The 11,282-nt window shown below is 41.9% G+C and carries 12 protein-coding genes; 6 read left to right on the plus strand and 6 right to left on the minus strand.

Annotated elements, in window-relative coordinates; translation table 11 throughout:
* The first annotated feature begins 68 nt into the window (after positions 1-68).
* Together tyrS and dtd are read left to right on the plus strand one after the other, a co-directional pair.
* Positions 69-1,241 (plus strand): tyrosine--tRNA ligase, encoded by a 1,173-nt coding sequence (tyrS, locus tag AAGA18_09880; protein MEM9445648.1) that lies wholly within the window; start codon positions 69-71, stop codon positions 1,239-1,241.
* A 79-nt stretch (positions 1,242-1,320) separates the two neighbouring features.
* Positions 1,321-1,779, plus strand: coding sequence for a D-aminoacyl-tRNA deacylase (gene dtd, locus AAGA18_09885; GenBank protein MEM9445649.1), 459 nt, complete (start codon positions 1,321-1,323; stop codon positions 1,777-1,779).
* A gap of 4 nt (positions 1,780-1,783) precedes the next feature.
* Here dtd and AAGA18_09890 read toward each other — a convergent pair whose 3' ends face one another.
* The 4 genes from AAGA18_09890 to AAGA18_09905 form a co-directional block, all read right to left on the minus strand.
* A complete protein-coding gene (locus AAGA18_09890) occupies positions 1,784-4,042 on the minus strand; it encodes a transglycosylase domain-containing protein (GenBank protein ID MEM9445650.1) in 2,259 nt (752 codons plus the stop codon).
* A gap of 173 nt (positions 4,043-4,215) precedes the next feature.
* Positions 4,216-4,773: a LemA family protein gene (locus tag AAGA18_09895; GenBank protein MEM9445651.1), complete on the minus strand. Its 558-nt coding sequence runs from the start codon at positions 4,771-4,773 to the stop codon at positions 4,216-4,218.
* On the minus strand, positions 4,770-5,465 hold the full coding sequence (locus tag AAGA18_09900; protein MEM9445652.1) for a hypothetical protein: 696 nt from the start codon (positions 5,463-5,465) through the stop codon (positions 4,770-4,772). Before AAGA18_09900 ends, AAGA18_09895 begins: the two co-directional genes overlap by 4 nt.
* 321 nt (positions 5,466-5,786) lie before the next feature.
* Positions 5,787-6,173, minus strand: coding sequence for a hypothetical protein (locus AAGA18_09905; GenBank protein ID MEM9445653.1), 387 nt, complete (start codon positions 6,171-6,173; stop codon positions 5,787-5,789).
* 558 nt (positions 6,174-6,731) lie between these two features.
* Between AAGA18_09905 and AAGA18_09910 the strand changes: the two genes are divergently transcribed.
* Positions 6,732-7,148, plus strand: a complete 417-nt coding sequence (locus tag AAGA18_09910) for a hypothetical protein (GenBank protein ID MEM9445654.1) — start codon at positions 6,732-6,734, stop codon at positions 7,146-7,148.
* Positions 7,132-7,623 carry a J domain-containing protein gene (locus AAGA18_09915; protein MEM9445655.1) on the plus strand — a complete coding sequence of 164 codons (492 nt, stop codon included), beginning with the start codon at positions 7,132-7,134 and terminating at the stop codon, positions 7,621-7,623. The genes AAGA18_09910 and AAGA18_09915 overlap by 17 nt, the downstream gene beginning before the upstream one ends.
* A gap of 148 nt (positions 7,624-7,771) precedes the next feature.
* Here AAGA18_09915 and AAGA18_09920 read toward each other — a convergent pair whose 3' ends face one another.
* Complete coding sequence (locus tag AAGA18_09920) at positions 7,772-8,515, minus strand: NAD-dependent deacylase (protein ID MEM9445656.1); 744 nt, start codon at positions 8,513-8,515, stop codon at positions 7,772-7,774.
* A 155-nt stretch (positions 8,516-8,670) separates the two neighbouring features.
* Here AAGA18_09920 and AAGA18_09925 point away from each other — a divergent pair, with 155 nt between their 5' ends.
* Entirely contained in the window at positions 8,671-10,146 is a 1,476-nt protein-coding gene (locus AAGA18_09925; protein ID MEM9445657.1) for an AsmA-like C-terminal region-containing protein, read from the plus strand.
* A 54-nt stretch (positions 10,147-10,200) separates the two neighbouring features.
* Complete coding sequence (tatC, locus tag AAGA18_09930) at positions 10,201-10,968, plus strand: twin-arginine translocase subunit TatC (protein ID MEM9445658.1); 768 nt, start codon at positions 10,201-10,203, stop codon at positions 10,966-10,968.
* 112 nt (positions 10,969-11,080) lie between these two features.
* Here the strand turns inward: tatC and AAGA18_09935 are convergent.
* On the minus strand, positions 11,081-11,282 hold a 202-nt coding region (locus tag AAGA18_09935; GenBank protein ID MEM9445659.1), incomplete at its 5' end, for a hypothetical protein.

Genomic DNA, 11,282 nt, shown 5'->3' on the forward strand with positions numbered 1-11,282 from the left:
TAACTTTTTTTAATAAAAGCCCGGTGGGATGCCACCGGGCTTTTATAATTCCTTGGGGGAATTAATTGATGACTACTGCGGAAGAGCAATTAAAAATTTTAGTTTCTGGTGTGAACCAAACGCACTCAGAGGAGGCATTGTTAGAAAAGATTAAAAAGGGAAAGAAGCTCAGAGTTAAATTGGGATTTGATCCGTCTTCACCAGATTTGCATTTGGGCCATGTTGTGGTGATGGACAAAATTCGCCAGTTTCAAGAATTTGGTCATCTCGCTGTCATCATTATTGGGGATTATACGGCTATGATTGGTGATCCAACGGGTCGTTCTAAAACTCGCCCAGCGCTTGAAACGACAGAAGTAAAAGAGAACGCTAAAACCTATACAGATCAAGTTTTTAAAGTACTGAAAAAAGATCAAACGGAAATTCGTTATAATAGCGAGTGGTTTGACAAGTTTGGTTATGCGGATGTTTTAAAACTAAACGCGCAGATGACGGTCGCACAGCTTTTGGAGCGAGAGGATTTTCGCAATCGCTATGAGAATAAGCAATCTATCACCTTGACCGAATTCCAGTACCCTTTGATGCAGGGGTATGACTCAGTCATGGTGGAGTCGGATCTCGAGCTTGGGGGGAATGATCAACTTTTTAATAATTTAGTAGGGCGTGATTTGCAAAAAGCAAATGGACAAGAGCCCCAGGTCGTCATGGTATTACCTATTTTGACTGGAACGGATGGCGAAAAGAAGATGAGTAAGTCCTTGCAAAATGCTGTAGGAATTCTTGATGCTCCCCATGATATGTTTGGCAAAGTCATGTCGATTTCTGACGAAACCATGACTGAATGGCGCAAGATGCTTGGGAATGCTTATGGACTGCCTGAGCAAGCACCAGAACATCCTATGGAAGTGAAGAAAGAATTAGCAGTTAGCATTGTCGCTAGATTCCACGGAGCAGAAGCTGGTGCGCAAGCGAGAACTGATTTTGAAACTAAGTTCTCTAAGAAAGACTTGAATGCTGCTAACTTAGAAGAGCATCAAATTTCTGAAAACCCTATCTGGATTAGCAAACTCTTACAAGAAGCTGGAGCGGTTAAAAGTAGTTCAGATGCTAGACGCTTGGTGCAACAAGGTGCTGTCAAAATTGAGGGAGAGAAAGTTACTGACTTTAAAGCAAATATTGAAGTCAAGGGTGGTGAGGTTTTACAAAGCGGTAAGAAGTTCTTCAGGAAATTAGTTGCCTAGGAAAATTGGAAGAGTGGCATGATAGGCAGTGTGGATTGTTTTGGCGTCTCATGCCGTCTATTTGCGCTTTCACTATTTTATGAGAGCGGTTTTACAACGAGTTAGTGAAGCGAGCGTTACCATAGACGGAAAGCTTCATGCTGCTATTGGTGGCGGGCTTTTAATTCTTGTTGGTGTCACGGAAGGTGACGAGCAAGGTGATATGGATTGGCTAATAAAGAAAATATGTGGATTGCGTCTCTTTGAAAGCGAAGAGGCAAAAGGCGTCGGTGACCTCTCTCTTCTGGAAACTAAAGGTGAAGCTTTAGTCATTAGCCAGTTTACTTTATTGGCAAGCGTGAAGAAAGGGACCAAACCATCTTACCACCGTGCAGCAAAACCCAAGGAGGCTAACGAAAAATATCAAGCCTTCGTTAAGAAACTAAGTGCTGAGATAAGTCGCGAAGTTAAAACGGGTATCTTTGGTGCAGAGATGAAAGTAGCTCTTATCAATGAAGGCCCCGTTACTATTTGTTTAGACTCCAAGAATAGAGAGTAACCATTTATTGAGCCTCAGCCCTGGGAGCTTCGGTCTTGATGTTATCATTGATGGATGCTTGCTCCTCAGGTGAGGGCATATGAATCACAGCAAAGTCTTGTTCGTTTCGTTTCTCTTGCCAGCCTAACCATTTTTTTATTCGATTCGTCAGTGTTTTGCGATTTGTTCGGTAAGTATAGGCTTTAAGGTCTTCTATTTCTTCCTGGCTCAAGAGGAGAAGCATGTTATCTTTTTGTTCCTCTCGAACATATTCTGAGCGGCCAACTATCTGCTTTTTCTTAAAAATCCAAAATCCTTTTTCCTGAATCTTTTTGACTTGGATAAGTCCGGGAGGAGGTGGAAAATCTCTAGCGGGATAATGCTTCTGTGCGATCTTCATGATTCGTCCCCAAGTTGGGACGGCAATTCTTGAAGAGTAGCCAGAAGGAATAATGGTTTGTGGTTTGTCTAGGCCTACCCAAGCTCCAGCAGTTATTTCGCTATTGAATCCAATAAACCAAGAATCCTTATAGTCATTGGTGGTTCCCGTCTTGCCCCCAAATGGACCTTTGATTTTCCAAGTGGAGCGAAGGGAACGAGCGGAACCTTCATCCACCACGCTTTGCATCATATCAATCACCTGAAAGCTGATTTGCGGCGAAAGCACCCGTCTTCGATCGTCAATGTGACCATAAAGCGTCTGTTTGTCAGACGTCTCTATTTTGGTAATGAGATGTGGTTTGATCTGAATTCCGTAGTTAGGGAACAGAGTATAAGCACTGGTTAGCGCTAGAGGACTCATTTCAAAAGCTCCAAGACAGGAAGAGGGAAGGGCTGGCACTTCACGTTCAAAAACGTGGCCTAAAAAGAATGATAAGCTATCGAGACCGGAATAGATTCCCGAACGAACCGCACTATAATTATTACTGGTAGCAAGTGCTTTTCGGATGGTTTGATAATTTCCTTGTGACCTCGGGAGTTTTCTATACTCCTTGAAAGGGTTTTTAAGATCAAAAGGTTCGGCATTTACTTTAGTAAAAGCTGAGCAGTTCAAAACATTGAAGGCATGGGCATAGAGTAGAGGTTTGACGGTGGAACCAATTTGTCGCTCCGCAAAGAGGGCTCTATTATAGGAGCTTTCTTCATAGCTTCTTCCGCCCACTAGAGAGAGTATAGCGCCGTCAACATTGCGTATGGCAACAAAAGATCCCTGTAGATAGGGAGGTGCTTGACTGCTTTTATTGGGTGTGTTTCCGTGCTTCTTTTGCCAAGAATGACGTGTCATGTGCTTGTATCCCTTACGGCTTTCAATGGCGACAAGTTGTTTTTCCATTTCTTGTTCAGCGCTTTTTTGGAAAGCCAGGTCAATGCTTGTATGAATATGAAGACCTCCTCTGTAAATATGGCGGCGAGTGAGATAAGACGGTATGGTGTTCATGATGGCATGGACAGCATAGGAACCAGGAATATTTATTCTCGGCCTTAGAATCAATGGTTTTGCCTTGGTTTTAGATGCTTCTTCTGAAGAGATAAAACCTTCAGTAGCCATGCGATCTAGTGTAAAGTCTCTAACTTTTTTTGCTTGTTCAGGATTTTTCCAGGGTGAGAAAAGATTGGGTCCTGCAATAATACCAACAAGCATAGCACTTTCAGATAAGTTAAGGTCTTGTGGTTTTTTTCCAAAATAGGCGTCTGACGCAGAACCAATACCGTAAAGATGGCTGCCAAAGAAAACACGGTTAAAGTAATAAAGAAGGATTTCATCTTTGGAGTAGGCAAGTTCTATACGTAAAGCAAGGAAGAGTTCTTTTAGTTTGCGGTCTAATGTAGGGGCATTGATTCCCGCTGAATTTCGTGCCAGCTGCTGGGTGATGGTAGAAGCCCCGGAGACAACTCTTCCACTCGTATAATTTGAGGCAATCGCTCTTACTATAGAAAAAGGATCAAATCCAGGGTGCCAATAAAAACGTTCATCTTCCCGAGCAATAAGAGCTTGTTTTAATTGCTTCGGAATTTGTTCGGCTTTAACTAGGATGCGATGTTGCTCATAAACTCTTTGCATGACATAACCATTTCGATCATAAATGATAGAAGTTGCAGGCATGTGGCTGACTTCATCTAGGTCAAAAAACAGTGCCCAGAAAAAGTAATAGAAGAAAAACAAGGCGGGTAAGCTGATGATAAGACCGGTTGGTATGATGATCCACAGAGGGAGTTTTTTTGCCTGTCTAAGCAACTTCTTAAATGTAAGATTATTTGGAATGCTAGCCAAAAACTTTTTCATGAAATAAAGGAGTTATCCATAAACTTGAGTATGCTTTTATATAAGTAGATGAGAAGTCCAATCCCCGTTTATTTTAATATAGTGGATTTAGAAATATTACTTTTGCGTTGTTTGAGTAATCTGTGAGCATCAAGGATGTTTAGACTCAATGGAAGCTTTGCCTAAGGTCTGTTCTAGGGCAAATTGACTTGAGGGGGTTCTCTTGATGCTCGCTCTATCTCAAAATAGTCGACGGAAGGGAAATGAAAAGCTTGAGCCACTAGGTTACTGGGAAAGGATTCGTACTTATTTGTGTAATCTCTAACGTTGGCATTGTAAAAGCGTCTAGCGGCTTGGATTCTGTTTTCAGTATGAGTCAATTCCTTCTGCAATTGCAAAAATTGTTCATTTGCTTTGAGGTTGGGATATTGTTCTACTACTGCAAGTAACTGACTTAAACCTGCGACTAGTTTGCGCTCGCTAGCGCACTGCTCTTTAACACTTCCATTATTGGCGGCAGCTTGGTTTCTCAAGGTAATCACGGATTCTAAGACACTCTTCTCATGAGCTGCATAGCCTTTCACTGTTTCGACTAAATTGGGGATGAGTTCATAGCGACGCTTGAGCTCGGTATCGATATCCGCCCAAGACTCTTTGATGTAGTTTCTTAGAGTAATTAAGCCATTGTACTGGCCAACGACATAAGCAACCGGAATGAGAATAGCAATGGTTAGGCAGATAATGGTGATCATGAAGGATGTGCAATTAAATAATCAGGGATAAGCTCTCTCAGAGAAATCAGATGATCTAGTCTTTCTTGAACTTCTTCTACCTTAAAACGTCTATTTTGTGAAATAGCCAAGCAATCACCTTCTACCTCCAAGTGATTGACAGGCTGTTTTAATAAGAAATCTATCACTTGAGCATGACAAAAATCATAAGCAAATTTTCTATCTTTAGATCGAACCACGTATTTCTTGGAAAACTCTGCGGATTCAAAATCAATGTCATCGAAACCAATAGCCTGTATTATTTTGGAGAAGAAGCCCTCAGGGGCAATGACTAGCTCGGGAAAGGACCTAGGTAGTTGAGTGGTCACAAAGGATAGGTAATGGTGGTTTGTTCTTCGTCTACCTTTCGAATCGGATGAGTAGGTCTCGTAATGAAAATCGAAGGCCAATATCTCATATCCACGTAGCTTACCAGAGATCACATTATAGGCGTAGCGATTGGAGCCTTGTTTGAGTTTGTCAAGGTAACTTAAGCGATGAATCAATTGCCTATCTTTAGAGTGAGTGAAGTGCAGTCCCAATGAATGGGCTAATGCGGCTATGGCCTCTCTTCTCTTCTTTTCGAAATACCATCCCGCGACCCCAATCCCTGCGAATATGAGGATAATGAGGACGATGATGAATCCATCTGTCATCCTGAGAATGTAGAGCATTTCATTGCTTAGGCCCAATAACAATCTTTCAAGATTTTTGCAAGAGGAGGGCGCGGTATGCAAAGTATGTTTGCAAGTTGCAAGCTATAGATATCTATAGAATTGTATTTATCATGGCTTGTCGCATAGGTGATTGATCCAAGTCTAGCTCGAATGATGCACCTATTTAGACCTATTCTAAAAGCTGAATCTTACTTAATCCTTGATGTCTCTGAGGGATTTGTAATCAAGTCATTTAGCTTCAGCTATTCTATAGTTTCTAATGCGAAAGCATATCAAGATAAGTGCTCGTAAACAGGCTTCTTCCCTAAGACGTGAATTTTAGAGCTCAGAGTTTTTGTTGCGCTCTTCCCAGGCTTTGGAAAGCAGGTATTTGCATCTTAAGTCATCAACGATGATTCTGGCAAAGGAAAAAGGAGAGGCAATCAGAGTGCCAATAATTCTTGAGAGTGTCTTTCTGATGTTTCCATGCTTAGATAGAGCGCATAAAAAAGAGCTAAAGAAAGCCAGGAAAAGTAAAACTATCCCTCCAATAACTGTTGGAACTATTACCTCTTTTGCGAATTCTAGGGGTGAGGCAGCTTTCTCGTAGTAAGTAATAATAAAAGCAATGCAGACAGCGCAGCCCAGGACTAAGGCTATTAGTGAGAAGATCTTAAAATCTTTCCGAAAAACCACACGAAAGCCATCTGCCGATTTAGTGATCATAAGTTCTCTAATAGTTAGTTTTACATGAGTTAATACTACATAATCTGACAAATTTAGTGGGTCATGTAAATTATAATAGTGAATTTAATGCATTATTTGTTTGTTAAGAGACAAAAATCGATTAATCCTAGCGGATTCATTTAACTCCTATATGCTGAAAGAGGTTAAACTCGAATGATGCAAATGGGACTTAAAGATCTATGCGAGATTTGGTCTTAAGAAAGATTGCGTTGCCTCCAAATAAGGTCTTTTGAGATTCAGGTCCTTACCCATTTGACTTGGTTGGTCTTAGCCGGTTTAGAGCAATGGTAGAGCTTCGACTCTCTTACAAATTCTATTCCATCCTTCGAGTTACAATGAAGGCGCTCGCATCCTCAGACATGTCAAGGGCGGAAGTAGCCTGGTTTGGGAAATAAGAGCTTTATTCTTCCTTTTGTAGATTCATTCTGCCTTCTGAAGAACTAGGCCTAACTTCTAAAATATTTGAATAAAGTCCATTCTTTTACTGGTCGATATATACGGTGAGTAGATTGGAATAAATCTAATGGAGTGGAACGAATGAAAAATAATGATCGATCAACTTTGATGCTTACGAGTCTGATCGTGTTTGTCTTATGTGCTTTTCTAGCTGGGGGTAAATTTACTGCTGAATATGAGAAAACGACAGGAGAGCTTTCTGACAAGCTAGCTACCGCAGATAGATCCTTAGCAAGATTAAATAGAAAACTTGAGAGTAATGTCCAAAGGTTAGGACGCGCAGAGATTCATACGAAGGACGCTGCCGTTATTGTGCAAGTTTTAGAGAGACAAGTGCGGAGCCTCAGTGCTGATCAACTGAAAAATGAGACGATTATACAGACACTGCGGACGCAACTCATGCTGGCAAACCAAGAGTCTATACAGCTTCGAGAGGATCTTGATGAGGTTCGTCGTAGGATGGTCAGTATGGAGCTACAGTATGCCATCGTCGAATAGAGTTCAGTCACCGTATTTTACCCTAGGTGTTACTCGCCGAGCTTCTGAAGATGAAATACGGAAGGCGTATCGGCAGAAGGTGAAATTATATCATCCAGATAGATATGATCCTATGACGCAGCCGCTTAGCTATGTCAGAGCGAATGAGAGAATGTCTAAGGTTAATGAAGCCTATGCTATCCTAAATGATGACGAAAAGCGTCGCGAGTATGACGAACAGTGGCTGAAGACAAAAAGCGAGAAACCCTATTTTCATCCACATGCGCAAAGCAGTTGGGGTCATGAAAAATTTTTTCCTTCCTTAGGATTAAGGGAATATATTGTCTTCTTGGGTATTTTGTATCTATCTGTTTGTTCCTATACCATTCTGACTACAGAAGGTTTTTATGGTTGGTCATTGCTTTTGCCTCCCTTTTTGTTTTTCGTTCTGAGCTTAGGTCTAAAACCGAAGCAACGAGTTCGAGTAGCAGCTTAAACTCGAATGATGCTATAGAGACTTTAGGATCTGTATAAGATCTTGGAGCTCAAGAAACTTAGAGTCCCGTTCCTTCTGGCTCGAGCAGCTACAGATTTCGCGCATCTTCTTCAACTTTCATTATATGATTTGGCTTTAGAGGGGGGGGCTATAATTTTGCTTTGATAGCAGAGAGGGCTTCTACCGCTGCAGCCTGAATCACCATATCTACTAAGCCGGATGCAGGGGTTTGTTCAGGGTTAATTTCTATGGTAAAGGCATCTGAAGCTTTGGCTAGTTCAATCAAGTCAGCGGCAGGGTGTACTCGAGCGGATGTTCCAATCGTTATGAAAAGGTCGCATGAGCTAGCGGCTCTTGTTGCTTTACCCACTACTTTAGGATCAATGGGTTCTCCAAACCATACGATGTTTGGCCGTGCTAATTTATGAGTGACGGGGCAAAGAGGAGGGATTTCGTTAAGAGGAACTTCTTCGTTGCGCCAAACTCTTGGCTCAGGGTTTGAGTCAAAGGCCATTTTCATTTCCCATATGGAACCGTGAAAGCAAACAACATTCATGGTGCCACATCGCTCATGGAGTCCATCTACGTTTTGGGTAATTAGTGTAAAGCCCTCGTGACGGCTGAGGGTTGAGAGAAAAAGATGACCCTCGTTTGGTTGGCACTTAGCAATGACTTGCCTGCGCCAGTCATACCATTTCCACACCAACTTCGGATCGAGTTGAAATGCATCGGGATTAGCTAATTCCTCAGGCCTGCGACCATTCCACAAATTATCTGCACCACCTCCTCGGAACGTTGGAACACCACTTTCAGCTGACATCCCTGCTCCAGTCAGCACAGTAATGTTTGGGGTACTTCTGATTTTTTCAGCGACCAACTCTATCTGCGTCATAGCTAATATGATGAGAACACTTCTCGGTATTCCTGCTCTTTATCTCTGTATCCTACCCTAGGGATCTCCAGCGAATGCAAAAGAAATAAGATGAGTTATTCTATGCTAGCCTAAAGCCTAGAATAACTGTAAATATTAAATGAAAAGAGAATACCATGAGTGCATCGAAGAAGGGTGGCTGTCTCAAAATAGGCCTGATGTTACTAGCCATAGGATTGCTAGTTTTTATTTTATTAATAGGGGGAGGGATATTTGCTCTTAACTCCTGGGTGCGCTCAGACGAGTTTAAAGAAGCAGTGCGGGCACAGATATCTGAGAAAGTTGGGACGGAAGTAAAATATCAAGAGGCCTCTTTAGATCCGTTGAAGGGTATTGTTATTGAGGGGCTGGCTATTGCTAATTCTCCCAAATACTCCGAAGCTGATTTTCTCTCAATAGGAAAGATAACCGTCAAGTACTCGCTTTGGTCGATTTTGTCGGGTAAGGGGGTAATCATTGACTCGATAGAAGTCAATCACCCTGTACTTAATATCTATCAGAAAGAGGATGGCAGTATGGATCTTCCCTTTGCTTCACAAGAAGCTCCGCCCAAAGAAAATTTGGAAGAAACTAAGCCTGTAGGGGTTAAAATTCCTGAGATTTATTTGCGGAGTGGGGATATTTTCGTTACCGCATCGAGCGGATCGCATCTCGTAAATGTTGGAGACTTATTTATTGAAAGTTCTTATGAACTTCCTTCAGATGCTGTAGATCTAGGAAGTTCCAAAGCTCAAGGCAAAATTTCTATAGAGCGATTAAAAGTGATACCAGGGCTGGAGTTTACGGATGTGGGCTGCAATCTGCTCACGGAAAATGAAATTCTCCAGCTTAGTGATTTGAAGGGCTCTAGTTATTCGGGCGCATTTGAAGGGAACGGAAAAATTAACTTTGACGGTGCGAGTCCAAACTTTGATTTTGCACTGAAGGGTGAGGGAATTGTCATTGAGGAGATGCTCAAGTCATTTGAGCAAAAGCCTGAAACATTCGAAGGTCAATTGCAGTTAGATCTGGGAGTCAAAGGGAAATTAGCCGAGCCTAAAGACCTTACCGGCTCGGGGACATTTCGTATCGTCCCAGCAAAACTGGGCAAGTTGAAGAGGCTGCATTTTTTAGGTCAAATTCTCGGAGTAGATGCGCTTCGAGAGGGGAAGTTTGATATGATTAGAGGAAATTTGACTCTAGGGGAGCGTAAGCTGCGTTTAAAAGACTTGGTTGCTCAATCTCAAGATGTAAACTTTACCGTGACAGGTTGGGTAAGTTTTGAAAATACCCTGGATCTTCATGGAGAATTGGTGCTGGCTCCGCAAAATGCGGAAAAACTGATGTCTATTTTATCTACCATCATGGGTCTGCAGGTAAGCCTATCGGATGACGGTAAATATCACTTGCCTCTTACTTTGAAGGGAAAAACATCAGATCCCCTTATAACGGTTGCAGGCTGGTCTATTCCTCTTGATATGAGCATTGAGGAAATCTTGAAGATGAATGAAGGTAATATTTTAAACCTATTAAAAAAAGGGCTGTCTGATGATGAGGAGGGAGAAGAAGATGTGGATAGCATTCTCAAGAAAGGGATCAAATCTTTGTTCTAGGCCTTTTTTTAGTTTGTCTAACTAGGCTCATCTTGTGGTATCTTCTCTTGTTTCATGTCTGACATTTCTAAGCCCTTTTTAGATCATCTGGAGGATCTTCGGTGGATGCTCATCAAGTCTGCTGTTGCCATTGTGCTAGGCATGATTCTTTCCTGTATCTTTGCTCAGCAGATATTGGCCCTGTTACAGATCCCGCTACGTGAGTATGTGGAGGCTAAGGGGCTAGATATCCAAGATTATCTCATCATGCTCAATGTGATTGACCCACTTACGATCACTATCAAGACAGGTATCTTTGCCGGGTTGATACTCGCTTGCCCCTTTCTTTTCTATTTTATTGGAGACTTTGTTTTACCTGCATTACATCCAAGCGAAAAAAAGATGCTCATTCCTGCTTTTACTGTGGGAGCAGTACTTTTCCTTTTAGGAGTTCTTTTCTGTTACCAATTTGTAGTGCCTATTGCTCTATCTGTTTTTTTGGAGTGGGGTGAGAGTTTCGGTATGCATGCTCAAATTCCATTAGACTTTTACGTCTCCTTTGTTTTACAGCTTTTAGTGGCCTTCGGAGTATCATTTGAAATGCCTTTGGTTATCATTATCCTGGCCAAGCTAGGAATTGTAGATAAGAAAATGCTCACCACCTACAGGCGACATGCCATTTTATTCTTTATCGTTTTTTCAGCATGTATGACTCCCGCAGATCCCTTTTCAATGATTATGCTTTTCGTCCCTCTCTACCTGCTCTTTGAGATAAGTGTCATCGCAACCGGTTTTATCGAAACTGATCGAAAGAGGCAGGAAGAGTCTTTCTGGGAAGATTAAGATAGAGCCCGTTATGTCTCATTATCTAGATGGGGATGTCGTGGGATCCATATGGCAGCTTTACTATCGAAAGCAAGACAGCAGCTGGAGTCAGTCCAATGAAAACATACTATTAATAATTAGGTTTTTTTATTTCGCAAGAAATACTCGGTGCGTAAGCGCGGAGATGTAGGGTAGCGGCCGTCTTGGTAGTAAAATGGGATAGTGAAGTATCGGCGAGGTAATCATAGTGTATGGTGTTGTCAGTATCATGTGGTCCTTCCGACCAAGTATCGAAGAAAGGTGATAAACGGGGGGCTCTGTAAGTATTTGGA

The organism is Verrucomicrobiota bacterium, assembly GCA_039192515.1.
Lineage (GTDB): Bacteria > Verrucomicrobiota > Verrucomicrobiia > Methylacidiphilales > JBCCWR01 > JBCCWR01.

Coding starts and splice junctions, on each gene's coding strand:
- tyrS (MEM9445648.1), top strand. CDS start 69: ATGACTACTGCGGAAGAGCAATTAAAAATTTTAGTTTCTGGTGTGAAC.
- dtd (MEM9445649.1), top strand. CDS start 1,321: ATGAGAGCGGTTTTACAACGAGTTAGTGAAGCGAGCGTTACCATAGAC.
- AAGA18_09890 (MEM9445650.1), bottom strand. CDS start 4,042: ATGAAAAAGTTTTTGGCTAGCATTCCAAATAATCTTACATTTAAGAAG.
- AAGA18_09895 (MEM9445651.1), bottom strand. CDS start 4,773: ATGATCACCATTATCTGCCTAACCATTGCTATTCTCATTCCGGTTGCT.
- AAGA18_09900 (MEM9445652.1), bottom strand. CDS start 5,465: ATGCTCTACATTCTCAGGATGACAGATGGATTCATCATCGTCCTCATT.
- AAGA18_09905 (MEM9445653.1), bottom strand. CDS start 6,173: ATGATCACTAAATCGGCAGATGGCTTTCGTGTGGTTTTTCGGAAAGAT.
- AAGA18_09910 (MEM9445654.1), top strand. CDS start 6,732: ATGAAAAATAATGATCGATCAACTTTGATGCTTACGAGTCTGATCGTG.
- AAGA18_09915 (MEM9445655.1), top strand. CDS start 7,132: ATGCCATCGTCGAATAGAGTTCAGTCACCGTATTTTACCCTAGGTGTT.
- AAGA18_09920 (MEM9445656.1), bottom strand. CDS start 8,515: ATGACGCAGATAGAGTTGGTCGCTGAAAAAATCAGAAGTACCCCAAAC.
- AAGA18_09925 (MEM9445657.1), top strand. CDS start 8,671: ATGAGTGCATCGAAGAAGGGTGGCTGTCTCAAAATAGGCCTGATGTTA.
- tatC (MEM9445658.1), top strand. CDS start 10,201: ATGTCTGACATTTCTAAGCCCTTTTTAGATCATCTGGAGGATCTTCGG.